15 protein-coding genes are annotated in these 24,934 nt (G+C 64.4%); 2 read left to right on the forward strand and 13 right to left on the reverse strand.

Going from position 1 to position 24,934, the window contains the following annotated elements; genetic code table 11:
* Window positions 1-219: 219 nt before the first annotated feature.
* Window positions 220-13,800, forward strand: a complete 13,581-nt coding sequence (locus tag PAF17_RS06570) for an autotransporter outer membrane beta-barrel domain-containing protein (protein WP_271888296.1) — start codon at window positions 220-222, stop codon at window positions 13,798-13,800.
* Between the two features lie 72 nt (window positions 13,801-13,872).
* On the opposite strand, the gene PAF17_RS06575 is transcribed toward PAF17_RS06570, so the two are convergent.
* Complete coding sequence (locus tag PAF17_RS06575; RefSeq protein WP_271888297.1) at window positions 13,873-14,121, reverse strand: DUF6552 family protein; 249 nt, start codon at window positions 14,119-14,121, stop codon at window positions 13,873-13,875.
* Window positions 14,111-14,815, reverse strand: a complete 705-nt coding sequence (locus PAF17_RS06580; protein WP_271888298.1) for an SDR family oxidoreductase — start codon at window positions 14,813-14,815, stop codon at window positions 14,111-14,113. Before PAF17_RS06580 ends, PAF17_RS06575 begins: the two co-directional genes overlap by 11 nt.
* 102 nt (window positions 14,816-14,917) lie before the next feature.
* Here PAF17_RS06580 and PAF17_RS06585 point away from each other — a divergent pair, with 102 nt between their 5' ends.
* Window positions 14,918-15,796: a LysR substrate-binding domain-containing protein gene (locus PAF17_RS06585; protein ID WP_271888299.1), complete on the forward strand. Its 879-nt coding sequence runs from the start codon at window positions 14,918-14,920 to the stop codon at window positions 15,794-15,796.
* An 8-nt stretch (window positions 15,797-15,804) separates the two neighbouring features.
* Here the strand turns inward: PAF17_RS06585 and PAF17_RS06590 are convergent, their stop codons facing one another.
* The 11 genes from PAF17_RS06590 to PAF17_RS06640 all read right to left on the reverse strand — a co-directional run bounded on the left by PAF17_RS06590 (window position 15,805) and on the right by PAF17_RS06640 (window position 24,933).
* Complete coding sequence (locus PAF17_RS06590; protein WP_271888300.1) at window positions 15,805-16,560, reverse strand: LamB/YcsF family protein; 756 nt, start codon at window positions 16,558-16,560, stop codon at window positions 15,805-15,807.
* The gene (locus PAF17_RS06595; protein ID WP_271888301.1) at window positions 16,551-17,576 is read right to left on the reverse strand and encodes a 5-oxoprolinase subunit C family protein; all 1,026 of its coding nucleotides are present in this window, start codon (window positions 17,574-17,576) and stop codon (window positions 16,551-16,553) included. Before PAF17_RS06595 ends, PAF17_RS06590 begins: the two co-directional genes overlap by 10 nt.
* Window positions 17,573-18,319 (reverse strand): 5-oxoprolinase subunit B family protein, encoded by a 747-nt coding sequence (locus PAF17_RS06600; RefSeq protein ID WP_271888302.1) that lies wholly within the window; start codon window positions 18,317-18,319, stop codon window positions 17,573-17,575. The genes PAF17_RS06595 and PAF17_RS06600 overlap by 4 nt, the downstream gene beginning before the upstream one ends.
* Before the next feature lie 73 nt (window positions 18,320-18,392).
* Window positions 18,393-19,061 (reverse strand): DUF2848 domain-containing protein, encoded by a 669-nt coding sequence (locus PAF17_RS06605; RefSeq protein ID WP_271888303.1) that lies wholly within the window; start codon window positions 19,059-19,061, stop codon window positions 18,393-18,395.
* Between the two features lie 29 nt (window positions 19,062-19,090).
* Entirely contained in the window at window positions 19,091-20,374 is a 1,284-nt protein-coding gene (locus PAF17_RS06610; protein WP_271888304.1) for a TRAP transporter large permease, read from the reverse strand.
* Window positions 20,371-20,916: a TRAP transporter small permease subunit gene (locus PAF17_RS06615; protein ID WP_271888305.1), complete on the reverse strand. Its 546-nt coding sequence runs from the start codon at window positions 20,914-20,916 to the stop codon at window positions 20,371-20,373. The genes PAF17_RS06610 and PAF17_RS06615 overlap by 4 nt, the downstream gene beginning before the upstream one ends.
* Window positions 20,917-20,940: 24 nt before the next feature.
* Window positions 20,941-21,978 carry a TRAP transporter substrate-binding protein gene (locus PAF17_RS06620; protein WP_271888306.1) on the reverse strand — a complete coding sequence of 346 codons (1,038 nt, stop codon included), beginning with the start codon at window positions 21,976-21,978 and terminating at the stop codon, window positions 20,941-20,943.
* Window positions 21,975-22,823 (reverse strand): putative hydro-lyase, encoded by an 849-nt coding sequence (locus PAF17_RS06625; protein WP_271888307.1) that lies wholly within the window; start codon window positions 22,821-22,823, stop codon window positions 21,975-21,977. The genes PAF17_RS06620 and PAF17_RS06625 overlap by 4 nt, the downstream gene beginning before the upstream one ends.
* 92 nt (window positions 22,824-22,915) lie before the next feature.
* A complete protein-coding gene (locus PAF17_RS06630; protein ID WP_271888308.1) occupies window positions 22,916-23,797 on the reverse strand; it encodes a LysR family transcriptional regulator in 882 nt (293 codons plus the stop codon).
* A gap of 33 nt (window positions 23,798-23,830) precedes the next feature.
* Window positions 23,831-24,340: a gluconokinase gene (locus tag PAF17_RS06635; RefSeq protein WP_271888309.1), complete on the reverse strand. Its 510-nt coding sequence runs from the start codon at window positions 24,338-24,340 to the stop codon at window positions 23,831-23,833.
* 8 nt (window positions 24,341-24,348) lie between these two features.
* A complete protein-coding gene (locus PAF17_RS06640) occupies window positions 24,349-24,933 on the reverse strand; it encodes a DUF1190 domain-containing protein (protein ID WP_271888310.1) in 585 nt (194 codons plus the stop codon).
* Window position 24,934: the final 1 nt, after the last annotated feature.

Below are 24,934 nucleotides of genomic sequence, written 5' to 3' on the forward strand. Positions count from 1 at the left end.
TCGTCATGGAAAGAATGTTTTTTGAGAGGGGGTTCAATAAAGTTTTATTGACATCACGATCCTGTTAATCTTTTTTTGAGACAAGCCATCACCATCGCCCCAGTGATGACGGCCCGAACGAAAAATCGGAAGGTGGCCATGCTACGTCTCGTCAGCACAACCTCTTGGTGTGCGCTGCTGTCTGTTGGGCAAAAGTGTACTGAAGCCGGAAATCACCGCATGCTGCGGTTGGCAATCGTTGCGGCGGTCGCGTTGTTCTTGTCTGGCGCGCCGGGTGTCGCGCAGACACCGCCGCCGGAACCAAGCGACAGTTCGGCCGTAGATGATGCCGTTACCAATCCGGTAACGGGTGAGGAAACCACCGTCACCCGGCTGCTGCTCGATCCGGCAGGCACCCCGACGGCAGGGGATACCGCTTTTGTGCAGACCGCGGACGGATACACATTTCTGGTCAAGGATGCGGGCGAGATATTCTATAACAGCGATACGCCTCCGATCGCGTTTACGATTGTTTCGATCGCCGGCGACGACGCCTCGGTGTCCAGTCCGGAAGCATCCGGAAACGCGGATTTTCCCCTCGGCCAGACCACGACCGCGTTCGAGAATGATTTCAACAGCTCCGGCTCTGAGGGTACGATTGATCCGCCGATCGATGTGTCCGGGCCCAATGGCGTGCAACAGGTCGTATCGGGCCAGAACGGGCGGAACGGCCGTGCAGGTGCCCTGTTCGTGCCCCCCAGCAGCGGCGGGCGCGGGGATGACGGCCCTCTGCAGCGCCAAAGCCTGAGCAGCGATGTGAACGCGACCAGCAATATCGGTTGGGAGATCGGCAGCATCGGTGGTGATGGCGGCACCGGTGGCAATTCCTATCTGAGCTTCTGGAGCGGGCGCGACGGTGGCGATGGCGGGGCGGGCGGCACGGTCGAGGCCACACAGACCAGCTCTAGCACCATCGCGACCAGTGGCAGCGGAAATTACGGAATATTCGCCTATAGCCGCAGCGGCGAGGCCGGTAACGGTGGTTCGGGCTTTGCTGCCCCCGGGGGTGGCACGGGTGGCCATTCGGCGGATGGCGGCACCGTGACGGTCAACCAATATGGCGAGGTGTCGACGACCGGCAGCAACGCCCACGGGATCTATGCGCTGAGTGTCAGCAACAATGGCGGCAATGGCGGCAACCAATGGGGGCTGGTCGGCGAGTCCGGCAGCGGAGGTTATGGCGGCGATGGCGGGCAGGTTTTCGTCAACACCCATGATGGCGCGACCATTCTGACCTCGGGTGATTTCGCCAATGGCATTTTGGCGCAATCCATCGGTGGCAGCGGTGGCTCGGCAGGGATCAGCGGCAACTTGCTGGTGTCGTTGCTGGGGCAACCCGACAATGGTGGCAATGGTTCTTCCGTCACGGTCAGCAATGGCGGTGCGATCCAGACCTCGGGGCGTTTGTCGCGCGGGATCATGGCGCAATCCATTGGCGGCGGCGGCGGTGCAGGGGGCGCCGCAGCTGGGTTGGTGTCATTGGCCCTGGGTGGTGTCGGCACGAATGGCGGTTCGGGCGGCGCGGTCAGCGTGACCAATACCGGCAGCGGCAGGATCTCGACCTCGGGCGATCTGTCTGACGGGATCATGGCGCAATCCATCGGTGGCAGCGGCGGTCAGGGCGCGAATGCCTATGGTCTGGTCGGCGTTGGCGGCAGTGGATCTCGCGGCGGCAGCGGTTCTGCCGTCAGCGTCACGAATCTGGGCAGTATCCGGACTGAAGGCGACGGCGCACGCGGTATCGTGGCGCAGTCAATCGGTGGCGGCGGTGGCGATGGAGGATCGTCTGCGGGCATGGTCGCGGTCGGTGGCAGCGGTGCGGGCGGCGGCGGCGGTGCCGCAGTTGATGTCGTGAATGACGGAATTATCACCACCCGGGGCGAGGATGCGATGGGCATTCTGGCGCAATCCATCGGTGGCGGTGGCGGCAACGGAGGTTCGGCGGGGTCGATCGGCGCTTTTGTCGGGGTCGGCATTGGCGGTGCGGGCGGCGGTGGCGGTGGCGGCGGTGCCGTATCGGTGGCGTTGTCGAACACGGATGGCAGCCAGCCTTCAAGCATCCGCACCGAAGGCGATCGCGCGACCGGTGTATTCGTGCAATCCGTCGGCGGTGGCGGCGGCAATGGCGGCGGTGCGGTCAGCGTCGCGCTTGGCGCGTTTGGCGCGGCATCGGTGTCTGTTGGCGGGTCGGGAGGATCTGGCGGTGCCGGAGGCACGGCAATCCTGAACGGATCGGGGGACAGTTCGGTCCAGACCGGCGGCGATGATGCCGCTGGCGTGATCTTGCAATCTGTTGGCGGCGGCGGCGGCAATGGCGGGTATGCGATTTCGGCTGCGGTTTCCGGCGGTCCGGTATCGGGGTCGCTGTCGGTCGGCGTTGGTGGCTCGGGGGGCAGCGGAGGTGCGGGCGGCGAAGTGCGCGTCGGCAGCATTGACGGGTCGGGAAACCTGACAGCTTCAGGGTTTTCGGGCAGTGTCGTGACAACGGGTGATCGGTCTTCTGGGCTGATCTTTCAATCGGTCGGCGGCGGTGGCGGCAATGGCGGTCTTGCGGTCTCAGGCTCCGGGGGTGCTTCGTTGGCATTCTCCGGGAATATCTCGGTTGGTGTCGGCGGGTCCGGCGGTTCTGGCGGGGCCGGTGGCCGTGTGCGCGTGCAAACCGATGCGGGTATCAGCACCGGGGGCGACAATTCGATCGGCTTGCTTGCGCAATCCGTCGGCGGTGGCGGCGGCAATGGCGGCGGTGCCATCGCAGCGGGGCTGAATGCCAGTGCAGGTGGCGCCTTTGGTATCAATCTGGGCGTTGGCGGTTCTGGTGCGGCGGCAAGCAATGGCGGTCAGGTCGATTTGATCGCGGGCGGTGACACGATCAGGACTTCGGGCCGGTTCTCGACAGGCGTCGTGGCGCAATCCATTGGTGGCGGTGGCGGCAATGGCGGCTATGCCGTAGCTGCAGGGGCCGATGCTGGCGGGGTCGGCGCGGGGAATGTCGGCATCGGTCTTGGCGGTGCGGCGGGCGGAGGCGGAGCCGGCGGCGCGGTGAATGCGCGGGTCGATGCCGCCGTGGGCACGCGAGGAGATGACGCGGGCGCGGTGCTGGTCCAGTCGGTCGGCGGCGGTGGTGGCAGTGGTGGCTTCAGCGTTGCCGCAGGTGTTTCCGGCGGAGGTGCAGGGGCGGGGAACGCCACGGTGTCGCTGGGTGGAACCGGTGGCAGCGGCGGGGCAGGCGGTGGCGTGACTGCGGATGTCACGAACGGCGTATCCACCGAAGGCGACAGATCTTCCGGCGTGGTCGTCCAATCGATTGGCGGCGGCGGCGGCAATGGTGGCTTCTCGGTATCAGGTGCGGTTTCGGGCGCTGGCACGGGCAGCGGTTCGGTTGCTGTCGGTTTGGGCGGCGCGGGCTCTGCCGGGGGCGCAGGGGGCAGCGTCGATGCGACGGTTGACGGCGGCGCGACGACCGAAGGCGATGATTCAACCGCGATTTTGGCGCAGTCCATCGGTGGCGGTGGCGGCAATGGCGGTTTCAGCATCGCCGGCACGCTGACCGGATCTGGTGTCGGCAGCGGTGCGGTCAGCGTCGGTCTGGGTGGCAGCGGTGGCGCCGGTTCGGATTCGGGCACGGTCAGTTTGACCAATAGCGGCGCGGTGTGGACCCAGGGCGATCGCTCTGCCGGGGTTGTCGCGCAATCCATTGGCGGCGGCGGTGGCAATGGTGGCTTCAGCGTTGCCGGCTCCGTGGCGGGGGCGGGCGTCGGGGCCGGAACGGTCAGCGTCGGATTGGGCGGCAGCGGTGCCGGAGGCGGCAATGCCGATGCCGTCACGGCCTCGTCCAGTGGGACGATCCTGACCTATGGTTTCTCATCCTCGGGTTTCGTCGCGCAATCCATCGGTGGCGGCGGTGGCAATGGCGGTTTCAGCGTCAGCGCCGCCCTGGCCTTTGGGGGCACGGGGGCAGGCAGCGTCAGCGTGGGGCTGGGCGGCAGCGGCGCTGGCGGTGGAGACGGTGCGACGGTTACGGCCGACATGTCGGCCAATGTCGAAACGCGCGGTGACGCCTCAACCGGAATTCTGGCGCAATCGATCGGTGGCGGTGGCGGCAACGGCGGTTTCAGCATTGCGCCCACCCTGTCAGGGGCCGGCGTTGGGTCAGGGGCGATCTCGGTCGGTCTTGGTGGCAGCGGCGCTGGCGGTGGCAATGGTGGCGATGTCGGGCTGACCGTTGCCAATGCTGTGTTGACGCGGGGTGATCAGTCATCGGCCGTGGTTGCGCAGTCGGTTGGCGGCGGCGGCGGCAATGGTGGCTTCAACGTTTCCGCAGCGGGCACCGGCGCGGGCACAGGCAGCGGAGCAATCGGTGTCGGTCTTGGCGGCAGCGGTGCGGCCGGCGGCGACGGGGCCAGAGTGGTCAGCGACGTGACGGGCAATCTGACAACCCTGGGCGACAGTTCGGCGGGGCTGGTCGTTCAGTCGCTTGGTGGTGGCGGCGGCAATGGCGGCATGAATGTTTCGGCTGCCGTTGCGGTTGCGGGGGGCGGATCGGGCGGCGCATCGGTCGGTCTGGGTGGCACGGGGGGTGCCGGAGGTAATGCGGGTGCGGTCACATCGACTCTGGCCGGGAATGTCGTGACGGCGGGGGCCGATTCTGGCGGTGTTACCGTTCAGTCGCTTGGCGGCGGCGGTGGCAATGGCGGCTTGAATGTGTCTGCAATCGTCTCTGGCGCGGGCACCGGCTCTGGTGGTGTATCTGTCGGTCTTGGCGGCAGTGGCGGCGGCGGCGGCGATGCGTCGGATGCCGACAGCACGATTGCCGGGAATATCTTGACCTTCGGGGAAAACGCATCGGCGGTTACCGTGCAATCCTTGGGCGGCGGCGGCGGCAATGGCGGCCTTAATGTTTCGGCTGCGGTCAATCTGAGCGGAACCGGCGGCGGTGCGTTGGCGGTGGGGCTGGGCGGCAGCGGCGGCGATGGCGGCAATGCCGGATCGGCCAGCAGTGTGGTGACCGGTGATATCAGCACTACGGGCGATGGTTCGGCGGGCATGAATGTTCAGTCGCTGGGTGGCGGCGGCGGAAACGGTGCCGTCAATGTCGCGGGAGCCTTGAATGCCGCGGGCACCGGGGGCGGTGCGGCGGCCGTCGGCATCGGCGGGTTCGGCGGCAGTGGCGGACAGGCGGGCGCGGCCTCGGGCACGGTGACGGGTGATGTCACTTCTCTTGGCGATCGCGCTGCCGGTGTGCTGGTTCAGTCTGTCGGCGGTGGCGGCGGCAATGGCGGCCTGAACGTGTCCGGCGCGGTTGCTCTGGCGGGAACAGGATCGGGTGCGGTCAGTGTCGGAGTCGGGGGTGCCGGCGGCGGTGGCGGGGCCGCAGGCACGGCCGCAGGAACCGTGACCGGTGATGTCTCGACCATGGGTGCGGATTCAACGGCCATTACCGTTCAGTCGCTGGGTGGCGGTGGCGGCAATGGCGGCGTGAATGTCGCAGCCGCGATCAGCGCCGCCAGCAGCGGATCGGGCGCATTGGGTGTCGGGGTTGGTGGTTTCGGCGGTGATGGCGGAAACGCGGCGGCCGCGACCGGACAGTTTGAGGGTGACATTGGCACCGTGGGCGATCGTTCGGCTGGGGTTCTGGTGCAATCGCTTGGCGGTGGCGGCGGCAATGGCGGCGTGAATGTCAGCGGCGCTATCAGCCTGTCCAGCGAGACCAGCGGCGCGGTTGGCGTCGGAATAGGCGGTTTCGGCGGCGATGGCGGCGATGCGGGTGCCAGCTCGGGCGACATGGCGGGGGATGTAACCACCCGCGGCGATGACGCGACCGCCGTTCTGGTGCAGTCGCTTGGTGGCGGCGGCGGCAATGGCGGGCTGAATGTCAGCGGCGCCATCAGTCTGGGCGGAAGCGGCTCTGGCGCGGCTGCGTTCGGGATCGGCGGTTTCGGCGGGGGCGGAGGCGCTGCGGCAGATGCGACGGCCAGCTATCGCGGCACGGCCCTCAGCTTTGGTGATCGCTCAGCCGGGGTGGTCGCCCAAAGCCTCGGCGGCGGTGGCGGCAATGGCGGGTTGAACGTCGCCGCCGGCCTTTCTGTCGGGTCCAGCTTTTCGGGCGCGCTGGGGCTGGGCCTTGGCGGTTTCGGCGGCGGCGGCGGCGCGGCGGGATCGGTGGATCACGATGTGACGGGCTATGTGGAAACTGCAGGTGTCGATGCGATCGGGATTCTCAGTCAAAGCCTTGGTGGCGGTGGCGGCAATGGCGGGCTGAATGTCAGCGGCGCAGTGTCTTTGTCGCGTTCGACCAGCGCGGCGGTCGGGCTGGGCGTTGGCGGGTTTGGCGGCGCGGGCGCGGATGCGGGCGCGCTGACGGCATCGACCGTCGCGGCGGGCGTGCTGACCTATGGTGATCGCAGTTCGGCCATCGTGACCCAAAGCCTTGGCGGCGGTGGCGGCAATGGTGGAACAAATGTCACCGGCAGCATCAATCTGACCCAATCCAGCGGCGGTGCGGGCAGCCTTGGGTTGGGCGGCTTTGGCGGCGGCGGCGGAAATGGCGGGGCGGTGACCAGCACCGTTTCAACCACCACCGAGCATGACAGCATCACGACCTATGGCGATGACAGTCTGGGCGTTCTGGCGCAATCGGTTGGCGGTGGCGGCGGGACCGGCGGCGTCAATGTTTCTGGCGCGGTCAGCCTGACCGGCCAATCGGGTGCAGCCGTTGCACTGGGTGTCGGCGGCTTTGGCGGAGCGGGGGGCAACGCGGGCAGCGTGGATCTGGAGGTGACAGGCACGGTCCAGACACTGGGGAATCGCGCGCATGGCGTCATGGCCCAAAGTCTTGGCGGCGGCGGCGGCACAGGCGGAACCAATGTGTCGGGCACGCTGGCACTGACCAAACCTGCCGGATCGGACACGATTTTCTCGATTTCGGCAGGGGTTGGCGGTTTTGGCGGCGGCGGTGGCGATGCTGCGGATGTGACACTTGGCTACGGAGGCGCGTTGACGGCGCTGCCGCGCAGTGTCGATGCCGGAGGCAATGTCGTGCTTGATGCGGCGCAGGGTGCCAACGGGCTGGTGGCGCAATCCATCGGCGGCGGCGGCGGCGATGGCGGCGTGAATGTCAGCGCCGGGGTCGCCATCAGCAGCAAACCCGGTGCCGGCCAGGCTGATGACAGCAGCTCTTATGGGGTATTGGTCGGTGTCGGCGGCTTTGGCGGCACCGGCGGTGATGCGGGTGCCGTTTCGGTCGATGTCGCCTCTGGCAGCAACATCCGGGCGCATGGCACCGGTCGTTCAGGGCTGCTGGCGCAATCGATTGGCGGCGGCGGCGGCAATGGCGGATTGAACGTCAGCGGCGGAATCGTGTCGGACACTTCGCTGATCGTCGGGGTCGGCGGCATGGGGGGCAATGCCGGTTTGGCTGATGATGTCAGCGTGCTTGCCCGCGCCGATATTGCCGTGACGACGGATCCGACTGATATCGATGAACCCAGCGATGACAGTTTCGAATCCAAGCTGCGCGACATCCTGGGCGATTCGATCGTGGATGGTGCGCGGGACATGGTGGATTCGAAAGGTCTGAAAACCTTGTTCGTGGATCTTGGCCTGTTCGAGGATGACGCCGACCTTCCCGAGACCGACGGATCCGCAGGGCTTTTGGCACAATCCATTGGCGGCGGCGGCGGCAACGGCGGGTTGAATGTCAGCGGTGGCGTTGCGCTCAGCAAGGATGGCAAGATTCCCTCGATTACCTTCGGTATCGGTGGCTTTGGCGGCGCGGGCAATGTCTCGGGCGATGTCGATGTGGATCATCAGGGCACGATTGATGTCGCAGGTCGCTGGAAGCACGGTATCTTTGCGCAATCCATTGCGGGCGGCGGCGGCAATGGCGGCCTGAATGTCAGCGGCCAGCTGAACTGGGGCAGTTCTGACAGCACCGGCGGCGCAACCGATCTGAGCGTGGTTGCCGGTCTTGGAGGGCACGGCGGCACGGGTGCGGATGCGGGCAATGTATCGGTTGTCTCAAGCGGAGATATCACCACGCAGGGCTATCACGCGCGCGGATTGTTTGCGCAATCCGTTGGCGGCGGCGGTGGCACCGGCGGCATGAACGTGACCGCGGTTGCAACCAAGGACAGCTCGCCCGTCGGAATAGGCGTCGGAGGATTTGGCGCAGGCGGCGGAAATGCCGGAGATGTCACGGTGCAGCGCGGCACCGCGCTGGAACGGGCCGGAACGATCAGCACTGATGGGATCGGTGCCCATGGGATCGAGGCCAGCAGTATCGGTGGCGGTGGCGGTGATGCCGGGATCAATGCCGTGCTGGGATTCAGCAAGACAACCGGCAGCAACAGCGACGGCGGTTCGGCGTCAGAACGCAAGACGCCCACGAATACCGGCGTCGATGACAGCGTGATCGCGAATTTCAACTCGGTCCTGGACGAACTGGAAGGCAAGACGGGAAGCGGCTCGGGCGGAGGCGACGGCAAGCAGGTCAATTCAGCGATGATCGCGATTGGCGGCTCGGCCGGAAATGCCGGTGCAGGCGGCGATGTCAGCGTCACCCATTACGGAGATATCGTCACGGCCCGCAACAGCAGCCACGGCGTCATGGCCCAGTCACTTGGCGGCGGCGGTGGCAACGCGGCCTTCAATCTGGGCTTGATCTTCGAGGCAGGCAACAGCGATAACAACAAGGGCTTTGGTCTGGCGATCGGCGGCGGCACCGGCGATGGAGGATCTGCGGGGAATGTCGTTCTGGACAATACCGGTCAGGTCGGCACATCGGGCGATGATGCCCATGGATTGTTTGCCCAATCGGTTGGTGGTGGCGGCGGGAACGCCGGATATACATCCCTGACCACCGGCGGCGACGGCGGCAACATCGCCATTCAGATCGGCCGGACGGGCGGCACGGGTGGCACCGCAGGCGATGTCGTGGCCAGCAGTGATGGCATGGTGCGCACCGAAGGTGCGCGTTCTCACGCGTTGTTTGCCCAATCGATCGGCAATGGCGGCGGTAATTCCAGCGCAAGCTCGGTTTCCCTTGCGACCGCAAAGACAGAGGATGACAAGGGCAACTCCTTCAGTCTCAGTGTCGGCCTGGAGGGCGGCGAAGGCGGCGCGGCGGGTAATGTCGAAGCCTATGCCATCGGTCTGTTGTCGACGATGGGCGATGAAGCCTATGGGCTGTTCGCGCAATCGGTCGGCGGTGGTGGCGGCACCGGTGGCGGTGCCGGGGGATCGGCATCGGCGGCGACCTCGTATTCGCTGAATATCGGCGGTACCGGCGGCACCGGCGGTGTTTCGGGCACGGTCGATGTTACCAGCACGGCCCGTATCGATACCCGCGGTGACCGCGCATCGGCCATCATGGCGCAATCCATCGGTGGCGCGGGCGGCACGGGCGGATATGTCAAAAGCGGCACCAGCATCATCAGTATTCTGAAGAATACGGTCAAAGGGTCCGAGGTCGGCACGACGACATCACTGAATATCGGCGGGAATGGCGGCGCGGGGATGACTGCGGATGATGTGACCGTCAGCAGCGCGGGCGTGGTGACGACAGCTGGGGCGTCTTCGCACGGGGTGTTCGCACAATCTGTTGGCGGCGGTGGCGGCATGGGCGGTTTGGTGGACAACACCATCGTCAATCTGCGCTCGACGATTGCCTCCACGGCGACATTGTCGGTTGGCGGAACCGGTGGAACCGGCGCGGAGTCCGGCGATGTCGCCGTGACGAATACCGGAACGATTGCGACCACGGGCAGGAAATCGGCCGGCATCATGGCCCAATCCGTTGGCGGTGGCGGTGGCGATGCGCAATATGTGCGCAACATCATTGCCGGTGCGAATGCGGATAACAGTTCTCGCAACGCGTTGTTGATCGGGGGGCGCGGGGGCACCGGTGCGGCGTCAGGCGCCGTGACGGTCGTGAATGCCCGGAATGGCGCCATCCAGACCGAGGGTGATGAAAGTCACGCCATTTTTGCCCAGTCCGTCGGCGGCGGCGGCGGCAATGGCAGCGATGTTCTGTCTGTTTCGGTCAGCCGTCCCGGCAGTTCTGCCAAGATGCGACAGGGATTACAGCTGGGGCTGGGCGGGTCGGGCGGCAGTGGCGGCGCCGGCGGCGCGGTCGAGGTCACGAATGACGGCATGATCGCCACGGCGGGCGATGCCGCGCATGGAATTCTGGCGCAATCGGTTGGCGGCGGCGGCGGCAATGGCGGGTATTCCGTGACCGGAACCGTCACCTTGCAACAGGGCAGCGAAAGCGATCCGACGCTTGCGCTGAATCTTGGCGGTTCGGGTGGCGACGGAAATGCAGCGGGCGAGGTGTCCGTCAGCAATAGCGGCAGCATCGATGTGTCTGGCGACAAGTCCTATGGCGTCCTGGCGCAATCGGTTGGCGGTGGCGGCGGCAATGGCGGCCTGGCGGTTGCCTTGTCGGTCAATGATCTTGCCGATCAGGCCAAGGGGCAATCCTATAGCAAGATCGCAATTGGCGGTGCCGGAGGCGATGGTGCCGATGGCGGGGATGTCACGGTGGATCACACGGGCAGCATCGTCGTGCGGGGCGACAACGCCTATGGCATTTTTGCGCAGTCCGTGGGCGGCAGCGGCGGCAATGCCGGACTGTCGATCTCGACCCCGGCGGTGATGGCCGCCGATTATGTCGTTTCGACCCTGCTGGGCGCACGTAGCGGTGCCAATGGCCATGCGGGCGATGTGGTCGTCAGCTCGACCGGTGACATTCTGGTGACCGGTGCCGGCAGCCAGGCCGTGTTCAGCCAATCGGTGAATGGCGGGGGCGGTAATGTGCAGACCTTCCTCGACTTTACCCGCGCGGATGACGGAGGCATCAGTGATGGGGCCGGCGACACCGCGCCCGAAGTGTCCGTGACCAGCCAGATGAATCTTGGCGGACAGGATGTCAGCGGAACATCGGCGTCCGATGTCGTTCAGGAACATAGCGGAGCGTTGATGACCACGCAGGCCGGGTCAACCGCGATGCTGGTGCAGTCCATCGGCGGTGGCGGCGGAACGGCCAACACCAATGTCGCAGCCGGTCAGACAGGCGATCTGAATTTCAGTGCCATGATCGGCGCGATCAATACCAGCGATGCGGATGGCGGCGATGTCACCCTGCGTCGGATTGGCGGCGCGCAAACCCTTGGCGATCTGTCAACCGGTGGCCTTGCGCAATCCATTGGCGGCGGCGGCGGGCGTCTGACGCTGAACAGCGACGGTCAGGCCGGATCGGCTGCGTCGCGCAGCGCGGAAATCGTGCTGGGTGCCGATCCCTCGTTCCGCAATGACGGGGGTGATCTGGTTCTGACATTGTCGGGTGATGTCTCGACGGCGGGAGACAATGCCAGCGGCCAGATCGTTCAGTCGATTGGCGCGGGCGGTGGCGAAACCTATCTGATCGGGCTGGACAGCGCCGCAGTTACATTGGGGGGCAGCGATATGTCCACCGGCGATGGTGGCGCGATCACATTGGCCAACAGCGGCAATATGCAGACTTCGGGCGATCTGTCGCATGGTTACGTTCTGCAAAGCATCGGCGGCGGCGGAGGCCTGGTGGGCACGGATCTGGCCGGGTCCGCGCTGCGTGTCGATCTGTCCGATGCAAATGGCGGCGACGGCGGAACGATCAGCTTTGACAATCGCGGCTATGTCCTGACCACGGGGCGCGACGCTGTCGGCGTTCTGGCCCAAAGTCTGGGCGGCGGCGGTGGCAGCGCCGATGCGGTTTATCGCGGCGCAGCCGGTGGCGAAGGTCGGGGGGCGGCCATAGACCTTGCGCTGGACGGCAATATCATGGCGTTGGGCGATGGCGGCATTGCGGTCATGGCGCAATCTGCCGGGCGGGATGGTGGCGGACCGATTTCCGTCGCACTTGATGGTGTGATTGTCGGAGGAGGGAACAGCCCCGCCGGGTCGAACCCCGCCGGAAACAGCGCCGGGCAGGCGGCCATCGTTCTGGATGGTGGTGCGGAAAACAGCCTGACGCTGGCGGCGGGCAGCTTCCTTACCTCGTTGAACGACCGGATCATCAGCGGCGGAGATGGGGAAGATCACGTCACCCTGCGCGGCGATGCTGTCGGCGATATCGATCTTGGGGGTGGTGCCAACAGCCTGACGGTTGCCGAAAACGCGGATTTCTATGCGCATGATCTGATCGATCTCGGGCCGGATGGCAGCATGCAGATGAATGGCAACCTGGCCTTGGGCGGGGAAGCGTATCTGGATGGCGCGGCGACCCTTGGGGCAGCCACACGTGCGTCGCAGTTCCGGCTGACCCGGAATGTCAGCCAAACCACGGCGGTGACGGGGTCGCTGACCTTTGGCAGCACCGCCAGCTATACACCCGATGTGTATTTCCGCGCGGATGGTGCCGCAGGCGGGCAAAGCGATCTGATCGTCGTATCCGGCGATGCCGCGATCAACGGCACGATTACCCCAGTGCTGCAGATGCTGGATCGTGCAGCTCCTCTCACGTTGATTGATGCGGGGGGCGCGGTTCGCGATGATGGCGCGGTTGTCATGGACACGGCGGTCATCGATTACTCGATCGGGATCGCAAGAACGGCGGATGGGCGTGGCCAGATCCAGTTGCTTGCCGATGCCGATTTCGTTCTACCGGGCACCAATCGCAATCAGGCAGAGGTTGCGCGGTACATCAATCGCGTTCTGGCGGGGCAGGGATCGTCCGAGATGGGGCCGGCCTTCGCGCTGATTGCCAATATGACATCCGCGGCAGAGGTGATCGACGCGCTTGATCGCCTGTCGTCCGAGGATTACGCCGCGACCCAGGCTGGGGCGTGGTATACGGGGCGGCGCTTTGCAAACCGTCTGGGCAATTGCGATCGGCACAACATGGCCTGGGCCGCCGATGACGAACGGTCATGCTACTGGATCTCGGCCGAGGCATCGGATCTGGAGCGCGGCGCGAGCTTTGAATACCGGCGCTTCGAGATGCAAAGCTCGAATTTTTCGGGCGGAATGCGGATGCCTGTCGGAGACGAGCTGTATCTTGGCCTTGCCGCCGGCGTCGAGGATTTCAGCCTGACCGATGGCGACCGCTTCAGCGCCGATGGCAGCCGCACACATCTGGGTGTGTCGCTGACGCATTATCGCGGTCCGTGGGAACTATATGGTGTCCTTTCCGGAAGCACGGGCAAAGCCGATGCCACGCGCGAAATCGGCTTGTCAGGAACTTTGCCGGATGGCCAGACAGTCAGCGCTGGCACGGCACGGGTGCGTCAGTCGATCGATCAGGCCAATATTCGTGTCGGCGCCGGCTATCGCCATGCGCCGACCGGAAGCAGCTATTACCTGCGGCCGGGGCTGGATCTGGATGCAACCTGGCTGCATTCGGGTGCGGTGAACGAATCCGGCAGCGATTATGCGCTGAACCTGAAATCGACCAGCCAGTGGGTATTGTCGGCAACGCCGTCGCTGGAAGTCGGTGCAGAGTTCCAGGTGGATGATCGAAGCCGGCTTCGCACCTATCTGCGCGCCGAGATGAGCTTTGCGAATGAAGACGACGTGTATATCAACGCGGCCTTTCCGGGCACCAGCGCGGCGGATGGCGTATTCCGCAACTATAGCCAGATCAGTGACCGCATGCGGCGCCTGCAAGCGGGCGTGACGGTCTTTGCCGATGACAGCAGCGGCTATATGAGCGTCGGCTATGAAGGGGAATGGGGCGGCGATACCGTCGGCCACACGGCCGGGCTCAGCTTTGGAATGCGGTTCTAGGCCGTGGCTGCCCCGCAATGCATGAAGACGGGCGCGCCCTGGGCCGCGCCCGTCTTCATGTCGGTGATCGGATCAGCCGTTTGACATGCCGGCGATCATTGCCGCCAACGCGACAAGGTGGATCAACATGATGGCACGATCCTTCCACATGACCCCGACGACGAACCAGCCGATCACGCCCAGGACAAAGAAATAGAGGTTCCACGGCGTCTCCCCGAATGCGGTTGCCGCGTATCCCGCGATCTGCACAAGCGACGCCGCCCATTTCACCACAAGGACAAACGTCTCGGTGCGTGGGGCGGCCGACAGATCAGACTGCACGGGTCAACCCGCCGTCGACGCGCAGGTTCTGTCCGGTCATGTAGCCGCCGCCTTCGGATGCCAGCCATGAGATCAACGACGAAACCTCGGCGGCATGGCCATAGCGGCCCATCGGAATACGGGCACGACGGTCTTCGGTTTCGGGCAGGCTGTCGATGAAACCGGGCAGAACATTGTTCATACGGATATTGTCGCCGGCATGTTTATCGGCAAACAGCTTGGAAAATGCCGCCAGCCCGGCGCGAAACACGCCCGAGGTCGGAAACAGCGGATCGGGTTCGAACGCTGCGAAGGTCGAGATGTTGATGATCGCGCCGCCACCTTGCGCCTGCATTAGCGGGGTGACAAGGCGGGTCGGTCTGATCACATTCAGCAGATAGACCTCCATGCCTTGGTGCCAATCGTCATCTGAAATGTCGAGAACCGGTCCCTTTGGGCCATGCCCCGCCGAATTGACCAGCACATCGACCCGCCCCCAGCGTTCGACCGCGCCGTTGACCAATGCTTCCAGGTCGGTTTGCGACAGGTTCGATCCGGTGACGCCGAAGCCGCCCAGCTCCCGGCCCAATGCCTCGCCCTTGCCAGAAGAAGACAGGACACCGACACGAAATCCGTCAGCAGCAAGCCGGCGCGCGGCATCCGCGCCCATTCCGCTTCCGCCTGCCGTGATCAACGCAACTTTTTCTACAGCCATTTTCCGATTTCCCAATTCGATTCTTTCACGTTAGGCTAAATTTAGGACGCGACGTGAACTGGCGCGAGAGAGAAGCCCTACAACCTGACAGTAGGAAATCTATTGACAAAAACGACCGGACTACCGCCGTTGAACGCCTTGCGGGCATTCGAGATGTCGGGCAGGCATCTGAATTTCCGTGCCGCAGCCGAAGAGCTTGGCGTGACCCAGGGGGCGATCGCTCAGCAGGTCAGGGGATTGGAAGACCGGCTTGGAATGCGCCTGTTCCAGCGCCGTTCCAAGGGGCTGGCCTTTACCGCCGTGGGGCGGCGCTATCATCAACAGGTCAGCCGGGCCTTCGACATTCTGGTATCGGCCACCGATGAGTTGCGGCCACGCAGGGCGGTGGTCACTATAAGCGTCACACCGACATTGGCGTCGAAATGGCTGATCCCGGCCTTGCCCAAATTCACCCGTGAACACCCGGATATCGAAATGCGGATCCTGGCGACAGAAGCGATTTCCAGCTTTCATGCGGATGGGATCGATCTGGCGATTCGGCAGGGACAGCCACCCTTTGGGGCAAGCCTGGATCCCCATTTGCTGTTTGCGCAGGATGTGGTCGCGGTCGCGTCGCCCAATCTGGTGCAGGGGCGGGAACTGCCCCTGACCGCCCGGCAGTTCGAGGATTTTACCCTGTTGCATGACGCCCATGATCTGTGGCCCGAATTCGCACGGCGCGTTCTGGGCAATGCCGCGCTGAGCGCGCCGGCCATGCGACTTAGCCAGACTTCGCTGGCCATTGATGCGGCGCTGGCAGGGCAGGGGATTGCGCTGGCCGCGCATTTCATGGTCAGGGCCGATGTCGAGGCGGGCCGGCTGGTGCAGGTCCATGACAGCGCCTTGCGCGGGGCGGGTGATTTCTACCTGTTGTCGCGCCGCTCAGCCAAAGGCGGCGAACCTGTCGAAGCGGTCATCGGCTGGCTGTTGGCTCAGCGCTGAGCGGGGCATCAATCGAAACGCTGCACGGCAATGGCCGCCGATGTCAGGTGATCGCGCAAGGCACCGGCCATGGCCACGGCATCGGCACTGTCACCATGCACGCAGATCGTGTCGATCTTGCAGGGGATGTGCTTGCCGCTGGCGGTGATGATGGCCTTGGCGCGGATCATCGCCTCCATCCGGCGGCCCACTTCGGCGGCGTCATGCAGAACCGCGCCGGGCTTGCCGCGATCCAGCAAGGTGGCGTCGTCGTTATAGGCGCGGTCGGCAAAAATCTCGCCTGCCCATTTCGCCCCCAGTTCTTCGGCGACGGTCTGCATCGGCGTGGCCGAAAGCACCACAAGGGTCAGGTCGGGGTCGACCCGCAAGGCGGCCCGGTAACAGGCCCGCGCGATTTCAGGGGATTCACTGGCCATGTTTGACAACGCCCCATGCAGCTTCAGGTGGCGAACCGTGGTTCCGAGACTGCGGGCAATCCCTTGCGCTGCCCCCAGTTGATAGGCGACCATATTGCCCAGTTCCTCGGATGACATCCGCATTCTGCGGCGCCCAAAGCCCTGCAGGTCGGCAAAGCCCGGATGCGCGCCGATCCCGACCCCGGTTTCGGCCGCGCGGCGCATCACGCGTGCCATGACATCAGGATCGCCGGCGTGAAACCCACAGGCGATATTGGCCGAAGTGACAATATCGAGCAGGGCAGAGTCATCGCCCATTCGCCAGGGGCCGAAACCCTCGCCCATGTCTGAGTTCAGGTCTACGCGCATTGGCTTTCTTCCAGTTCGGTTCCGGCGGTGACGCCGCCGATCAATTGATAGGACAACAGATCCGGGATCGTGGACGGGTCCCGGATCAGGTTGCGACATCTTGCGGCGGCATCGGCAATCAGGCTGGCATCGCTGCGATAGATGTCATCCGATTGCGTGGTCGAAAGCATCTGAAAGCGCAGCGTCGTGCCGGGGGCCGCCTGTGCGATGATCGGCAGATCGGCGGGAATGACACATCCGATGCGAGGGTATCCGCCGATAGTCTGGCATTCAGCCATCAGCACATAGGGAATGCCATCCCCTGTCATCTGCACATCCCCCGGACCAATCACGTCCGAGGCCAGCCCGGCGGCATGTTCGGTGCTGAAACGGTCTTGTGCGTCAAGCTGCACGCCTTGACGATTGCCACGTGCAGCGCGGATGAAATCGGTGCCCAGAAAACGTTCCAGCGTGTCCGCGCCGAACAGGTCGGTTTGCGCGCCCTTGGCAATCCGCACGGTGCCGCCGTTGAACCGTGGCAAGGGGTCAATCACACGCGGGGCGGCGTCTGCCGCATCGTCGGGACCGCAAGGCACGGATTGACCCGATTGCAGCAGCGATCCGATGCCGATGGTCAGATGTGTTGCGCGGCTGCCCAGCCATTCGGGGCTGGTGATACCTCCGGCGGGGGTCAGATAACCATAGATCCCGCTTTGCGCCCCACCGATGCGCAAGCGTTGTCCGGGCATGATCACATGTGTCGCATGCCAGCGCAGGGGGGCATCATCCAGGGTCGCCAGCATCGGTGCCCCGGTCAGCGCGACACGCATGGGTTGGGTCACGGAAAAGCTGCCGCCCGCTGCCGCCATCTCGATCGCGGGTGCGGGTGCGGGCAGGCCCAACAGGGCCGTGGCCTCGAACAGCGCGCATCTGTCCATTGCGCCGCCGCGCGACAGGCCCTGTGCCAAATGGCCGGGCCGCCCGCAATCCTGGATGGTCAGCAATCCGTCTGCGCGCTCGATTCTGAGTTGGGTCACGCCAGCACCTCCAGCTTGGCGCCGCCAAGACCATCGCTGTTGCGCGCCAGCATGTCGATTTCGGACTCGGGCGCGGCGACGTAGCGGATCGCATCGCCGGGCCGCAAGGGCATCGGCGGCGAGCGGTCGGGCAGGAATGTGCGAAACGCGCTGCGGGCGATCTGGCGCCAGCCGGTTGCCGACGCGCCCCCGAACATCACGATCTGGCGCACCGCGACAACCACGGCGCCGGCGGGGACCGAAGGCGTCATGTCGGTCAGGCGCGGCAAATCCCATTCCTCGGGCAGAAGGCCGATATAAGGTTGCCCCGGGGCGAACCCGATCGACAGCACCCGCAGATCATCGCCGCAGATACGGGCAATGGCTGCCTTTGGTGTGATCGACAGCTTGTTGGCGATATCGTCCAGATGCGGGCCGTTCTCGCCGCCAAAAGCGGCGGGAATTGTCCAGCGGCGAACGGCTGCGGGTGGTGCTGGGGGCTGGGCGGCAATGGCGCGAGCCTGATCCAGAACCGTGTCGGCCAAAGCAGAGCGGCTTGTTCTTGCGCGATCGAAGCGCAGCAGAACAGACACCAGGGCGGGTGCGATTTCGGTCACGCCGGCAGGTGGATCCCGGTCAAGCCGCGCGGCCAGAACCTGCGCCGCATCCATGGCTGCGGGGCAGGGTGTCAGCGCAAAGCGGACCAGCAATGCGTCAGGTCCGGCAGGAAATATTCCCGGGGACAGACTGTCATCACTGCTCATGTTTCGATCCTTTTCCACATTGGTATCCGCAAAGCTGCATCACATCTAACCGGTCCTGACGGAAACCGACAGCCTATGCGATTTCAGGCAGTTGCGCGGTGCTGTATTGATGTTCGATACGGCGGCCCGTTGCCGGATCCGTCATCGACATCGAAAATCGCGTGGCAGGGCGCACACCGCCGATCGCGCCAAACGTGCCGCACATCATGGCCACGGGGCCATGTGTGGACAGGGCGTCCAGATCGCCGCCATCGATCAGTTCGGCCAGAGGTCGAATGGAGGCAAGCGTGCCCTGTTGATAGAGGACCCATTCGCCATCCTGTTCTATCCGGCTTTCCATGGTGATGTCTTCCAGGCGGTCGGCGATTTCATCCCAATCCCACAGCTGGTTGGCACAGGGTTTGGCGCAGACCTGTTTGGACATGGCGACCGAATGGGCCTCGAGGGCGCGGTCAGTGTGATCCGATCCCATGCCCAGCCACCGTCGCCCGCCCGCCTGCACGATCATCGGTTCGACTTCGCCCGATGATGCGGGGCCGACCACCTGAATCGCGCTGTCGGTCGTCAGAAGCCCGGCGGCAACGCGGTAGAACAGTGGTGTCGCGGATGGCGGCTTGACCCCAAGCGCGGCCAGTTCGTCGATATGGTGCTGGATCGCGGCAGCATCGCGCCCGGTCCAGCCGGCAATGATCAGATGCGCGGGCTCAATGTCCAGCGCCGTGTCATTTACAAAGAATCGCATCGGTTTTCCTTTCAGGTCACGCGGGCCGGTTACAGGATCGACGGCAGCCACAGCGCCAGTCCCGGCAGGGCGATCAGCGCGGCGATCATGCAGATCATCACCAGGACATAAGGGATTGCGCCCATGATCACGTCGTTCATCGACCCCGATTTGCGCACGCCATGCACGACGAACAGGTTCAGGCCGACCGGCGGGGTGATCAGCGCCATTTCGATCAGCACGATCATCAGGACGCCGAACCAGACCTTGTCATAGCCAAGCCCCGCCATGATCGGCACGACGATGGGGATGGTCGCGACCATCAGCGACAGGGTCTCGATAAAGAAGCCCAGCACCAGATACAGCGCAATGACCAGCATCAGGGTGCCGAAAGCGGTCAGCCCCGACCCCTCGATCATCTCGGTCAGCTGGCGGCCCAGCCCGGCCGATGTCATGGCAAAATTCAGGAAGGAGGCGCCTGCGACCACCAGCATGATCATCGCCGAAATTCGGATTGTCCCATGCAAGGCTTGCGATATCGCGGCACCGTTCAGGCCCGTGCCGAGCGTCACGGCGATAAGGGCCGCCATGACCACGCCGATTGCGGCGGATTCGGTCGGGGTCGCCCAACCGGCATAGATCGAGCCGATCACCACCGCGAACAGCAGGATGATCGGAACCAGTTGTCCAAGGCTGCGCAAACGATCGGTCCAGCCAAAGCTGCGCGATGGGCCGCCCAGATGCGGGCGCACGGCGCAGATCAGGGCGGTAACGGCGATAAAGGCCAGCGCCATCAGCAAGCCCGGCAGAAGCCCGGCCGAGAAAAGTTGCGGGATCGAAGTCTCGGTCAGAAAGCCATAGACGATGAGGTTGATCGAGGGCGGGATCAGGATCCCCAGCGTGCCGCCGGCGGCGATAGCCCCCGAAAACAGCCGGGGGTCATAGTTCAACCGCTCGGCCTGTGGCATGGCGACGGTCGCCACGGTCGCGGCGGTTGCGACCGACGATCCCGATGTGGCCGAAAACATCGTCGCGGTGGCGATATTGGCATGGACCAGCCCGCCGGGCAGCCAGGACAGCCATTTGTCCAGCGCGGCATAGGTGCGTTCGGCAACGCCGCCGCGCACCAAAATCTCGCCCAGCAGGACGAAAAGCGGGATCGCGATCAGCGTCGAGCTGTTGGACGAAGACCAGACGACCTGTCCCAGCCCGCGCAACAGCGGAAAGGCGGAATAGATCTCGCCGACACCGATCCCCAGCAGGAACAGCACGATGCCGACAGGAATAGACAGGGCCATCAGCCCCAGCAGCGATATTGCGACGCTCCAGATCATTCCTCGATCTCCGATCCGATTCCCAGGGTTGTCTCGAACGCCTCGTGCCGTCTTGCGCGAAGATGGGCGATGCCCGCGAAGGTCAGCACCGTCGCGCAAAGCGCGAACCAGACCCATCCCGAGAACCAGATTCCCTGCGGTATCCACAGCGGGGTTTCCAACGGCGTATTCGCGCGCGATCCGCGTTCGAGCGTTTTTTGCAGCACCGGCCAGCAATGCCAGGCGATCAGGATCACGGTCGCATTGGTCACGATCATCGCGAACAGATCCATTGCGGCGCGTCCGGGGCGCGACAGTTTGTGGCGTATCACGTCGATGCGCACATGGGCCCGCTCGATCAAGGCGCAGGCCATGCCCCAGCTTGCGACCGCCGCCATGACATAACCCGAGATTTCGTCAGATCCCCCTAGCGAACCCGCGCCCAGCTTGCGCAGGATCACATCGCTGAGGATGAACAGGACGGTCAGCACCAGCGCCACCCCAAGGATCAGGGCGACGGCTCGGTTGGCGCGTGTGACCGCGCCTTGAAGGTTCTGTATCATGGCGGTGGCCTTTTTCAGTTGACCTTATTGACCGATGCTCAGGCCGACGGCCTGACCAACGCTGTCGTTCCAACGGGCGGCCCATTCCTCGCCCGCGCGTTCGGCCCATTCGGGCAGGACCTCTTGCGCCAGGATGCCGCGGGCGGTTTCGGTATCGGCTTCGGAGGCTTCGACCAGAACCATCGAGGCTGCGTCGCCCGACGGGCATTCGCCATTGCCGGTCAGGCAGGCGATATCATCGGTCAGACCGCCTTCGGCAGCAGCCCATGCAGGGCCTTCAAGACCTTCGGCAACGGCGGATTTCAACATCTCCTGTTGCTGGGCGGACAGGCCGTCGAAGCGATCGGCATTCATGGCGATCACGACCGAATCCCAGCCGCCCAGAGGCAGCGTCATCAGATGGTCGGACACTTCCCACCACCCTGCCGAATATCCCGAGCCGGCCCCGGTCACGGCACAGTCGATGACGCCGCGTTCCAGCGATCCGGGAACTTCGGAGAAGGCGATGTTGATGCCCTCGGCGCCAAGGGCTTCGAGGAATTTCGTGGTCATGCGGCCCGAGCCGCGGACCTTCTTGCCCTCCAGATCGGCAAGCGATGTGATCTCGCCCTTGCAAAAGACGACCTGCGGCGGATAGGGGGCGATGCCCAGAACTTCGGCGCTGAAACGGTCGCGCATGATATCATCGACCATCGGGCGGGCGGCTTCGACCATGGCCTTGGCTTCTGCCGGCGTGGTGGCGACCAGCGGCACGTCCAGCCCTTCAAGTTCGGGCGCGTCGCCAACGGTGTAATCCGCCACGGTCGAGCCGACATCGAACACGCCATCGCCCAGCATCCGGTACACATCCGATCCCGCGATGCCCATCTGGTCAAAGCTGGTCAGCTGTGCGGTGAATTCGCCGCCGGTCATCTCGGGCAGCTTTTCGGTCCAGAACGGGGTTTCGAAATCCTGATACAGGGGCAGGCTGCTCCAGCTGCCGACAACGGCCAGTTCTTCGGCCATGGCGGATGTGCCGCCAAGCGCGGTTCCGGCCAGCAGGGCAAGGACGGTGCGTTTCATGATATCTCTCCTGTTGGTGTTATCGGTTCTTGGTTGTTGACGCCGGTCAGCATTCGTTCGGCGCGTGACGCGGGAATATCGGTGACCAGCATATGTCCCGGCGCATGAGTGATCGCGATGTCGGGCCGTGCGGCCGCAATGGCCGCCTGCGGCGTGACCCCGCAGGCCCAGAATACGGGAATCTCGCCGTCGCGAATATCGGGGGCATCGCCGTAATCCGGGCGCATGATATCGACGATGCCGATCTGCGCGGGGTCGCCCAGATGCACCGGCGCGCCATGCGCCAGCGAAAAGCGGTCGCAGATTCGGACGGCCTCGATCGCGTCGGCAGGGTGCATGGGGCGCATGCTGACGACCACAGGGCCGGAAAAGCGCCCCGCGGCGCGGGTTTGCAGGTTGGTGCGATACATCGGGACATTGCGCCCGATCTGTTGGTGGCGCACGGGGATGCCTGCCTGTGTCAGGGCATCTTCGAAGCTGAATGAACAACCGATGGCAAAGGACACCATGTCGTCGCACCAATGGGCGGCAATATCGGCCGGTTCATCAACCAGATCACCCTTGTTCCACACCCGATAGCGCGGCAGGTCGTGGCGCAGGTCGATATCCTGCCCAAGCGTCGGCAATGAGGGATTGCCCGGTTCTCCTACGGCCAGCAACGGGCAGGGCCGGGGGTTTGCCTGGCAGAAACGAAGAAAATCCGCAGCATCGGTCCCCCGCAGAATGACCAGATTTGCCTGCAGCGCCTGTCCGCCCTGGCCCGAGGTCGGGCCGGCGAATGTTCCGGCCCTGATCGCCGCGCGCAAGGCCCGCGTATCGTCAAATTGCTGCGATTGTCCTGACACTGACAGATCCTCCGGTTTCGCGTTAAGGATTCACCAAAGTGACATATTCAATCAATAGTTCAGTTTTTCCCAATACTGATCTAATTTCAGCATCAATCGGCAGTGACCGCCAGCGCAGCCTGAGTGATCTCACGCCCGATCTTTTCGTTTCGTTCAGGCATGTAGCAGATTGCGAATTCAAGGTCGGGCAGCATGGCGCGCGGTTGGACAGTGATTTCATGCAATCCGGCATGGGGCCAGGCGGCAACGATATCGTGGGGAATCGTGCCGATGCCAAAGCCTTGGGACACCAGATGAAGCACCGTCGCCAACGAGGCCGAGCCATGTATTGCAGCCGCTTGCCGGCGGGCGGGTGACAACAGGTCGGCGACGCGGCGATGGGGCAAGGTTGCCTTGGGAAACGACACGATGGGCAGAGCCGCAAGATCGTCAATATCGGCTGGCTCGGGCAGGTCGAAATGCGCGGGCGATACGAACCAGCCCAGACTTACCGCAGGAAGCGGCGTCAGGTTCACGCCATGCGGGACCTGATCGCGCATCATGATCGCGACATCCAGCCCATCGCGTTGCAGCAGCTGCCCCAACTGATCCGACGTGTCGATCGAGATTTCAAAGCGCAGCATCGGGTGACGCGTGCGCAGATCGGTCAACAGCCGGGGCAACACCGTGTGGGTGACGGTTTCCGCCACGCCCAATCGCACCACCCCGGCCATCACATCCTGTGTCAGTTCGCCAAGAATGCGATCGCGTTGGGCGACCAGAACCTCGGCTTCGTCACACAGGCGGCGGCCTGCTGCGGTCAGGCGCACCCCGCGCCCATCGCGTTCGAAGATGACGATTTTCAGCCGGTCCTCAAGGTGACGCACCCGCCGTGAAATTGCGGATTGGGCCAGCCCTGTCGCGTCCGACGCGGCGCGAAACCCGCCATGACGGGCAACGGCGTGGATGATCTCGATGTCACGAAAGCCAAACATGATTTCAACGCTGCGCCCTTGACCGGGGCTGGGTCAAGAAAAAGAGACCTGCCGCAAGGCTGCCAGTGCATTGCGTGTGATGCTGTCGGGATCGGCGTCGATATCGATCCAGATCGCGCCTTCGCCATCCTGGTCAGGCGGCTCGAGTGTTGCCAGTTGACTGTCGATCAGGGTGACCGGCATGAAGTGATCGGTTCGCGCGGCCATTCTTTGTTCGATCAGATCGCGGGTGCCATGCAGGAACAGGATGCGCATCGGCCCGGCGACGCGTTCCAGCCGTTGGCGATAGGCAAGGCGCAGCGCCGAACATGACAGCACCGCAGGCGCAGATGCATCGCGCACCGCCTCGGCCAGACGGTCGAGCCATCCTTCGCGCATCCGGTCCGTCAACGGATGACCCGCAGCCATATGCGCAACATTTTCGGGGGGGTGATAATCATCACCTTCGATGAAACTGCCCTGCAGATGGGCGGCGATGGCCCTGGCCAGCGTCGATTTTCCGGTGCCACAGATTCCCATGACCAGAATGGGGCGCCTCTCCATGGGGTGCCTCAGCCGCCGATCCCGCGGGTGCCCGCGCTGCTGCCAAAGCCACCCCGCGACGACGCTGTGGCGCGACTCATCGGGGCTTTGCCCATGGTTGCGGCGGGGCGGGCGAACTGATTTGCGCCCATGGTTCCGCGACCGCTATTGCTGGAAAAGGTGCTGGTGCGTGCGGCATTGGTGAAACCGCCACTGGCATTGCGATACATCGGTTGGGCCGCAGCCGTCCCGCGACCCGCGCCGCCCAGCATGTTGCCGATCAGATAGCCCGCCAGCAGCGGCATGAAGATGCTGCCCGAGCCACCATTGGACACCTGTTCCTGTTCCGAGCCGCAATTCCCCGATCCATGCTGTTCTTCGCAGACTTCGAGACTTTCATAACGGGGGGCAGCTTCGACATGCAGTGCTTCGGCCTCGGAAAATGCCTGATCGCAATCCGCGGCCGTGAACAGGCCCCCATCGGCCGCAGCGGCCTGGCAACTGGCCAGATCGGGGAAGGCCTGGGCGTCCACCTGTTCCTCGCGGCAACCGGCAACGGCAAAGGATGCTGCGCCAAGAATGGTCAGGGCGACGGTTCTGGAACGTTTTCTCATG

Source organism: Paracoccus onchidii (genome assembly GCF_028294535.1).
Classification (GTDB): Bacteria; Pseudomonadota; Alphaproteobacteria; order Rhodobacterales; family Rhodobacteraceae; genus Paracoccus; species Paracoccus onchidii.

Bases quoted from the DNA above. Each gene is read 5' to 3' on its own strand.
- PAF17_RS06570 (WP_271888296.1), top strand. From the start codon at position 220: ATGCTGCGGTTGGCAATCGTTGCGGCGGTCGCGTTGTTCTTGTCTGGC.
- PAF17_RS06580 (WP_271888298.1), bottom strand. From the start codon at position 14,815: ATGGCTGTAGAAAAAGTTGCGTTGATCACGGCAGGCGGAAGCGGAATG.
- PAF17_RS06590 (WP_271888300.1), bottom strand. From the start codon at position 16,560: ATGCGCGTAGACCTGAACTCAGACATGGGCGAGGGTTTCGGCCCCTGG.
- PAF17_RS06600 (WP_271888302.1), bottom strand. From the start codon at position 18,319: ATGAGCAGTGATGACAGTCTGTCCCCGGGAATATTTCCTGCCGGACCT.
- PAF17_RS06605 (WP_271888303.1), bottom strand. From the start codon at position 19,061: ATGCGATTCTTTGTAAATGACACGGCGCTGGACATTGAGCCCGCGCAT.
- PAF17_RS06610 (WP_271888304.1), bottom strand. From the start codon at position 20,374: ATGATCTGGAGCGTCGCAATATCGCTGCTGGGGCTGATGGCCCTGTCT.
- PAF17_RS06615 (WP_271888305.1), bottom strand. From the start codon at position 20,916: ATGATACAGAACCTTCAAGGCGCGGTCACACGCGCCAACCGAGCCGTC.
- PAF17_RS06620 (WP_271888306.1), bottom strand. From the start codon at position 21,978: ATGAAACGCACCGTCCTTGCCCTGCTGGCCGGAACCGCGCTTGGCGGC.
- PAF17_RS06630 (WP_271888308.1), bottom strand. From the start codon at position 23,797: ATGTTTGGCTTTCGTGACATCGAGATCATCCACGCCGTTGCCCGTCAT.
- PAF17_RS06635 (WP_271888309.1), bottom strand. From the start codon at position 24,340: ATGGAGAGGCGCCCCATTCTGGTCATGGGAATCTGTGGCACCGGAAAA.
- PAF17_RS06640 (WP_271888310.1), bottom strand. From the start codon at position 24,933: ATGAGAAAACGTTCCAGAACCGTCGCCCTGACCATTCTTGGCGCAGCA.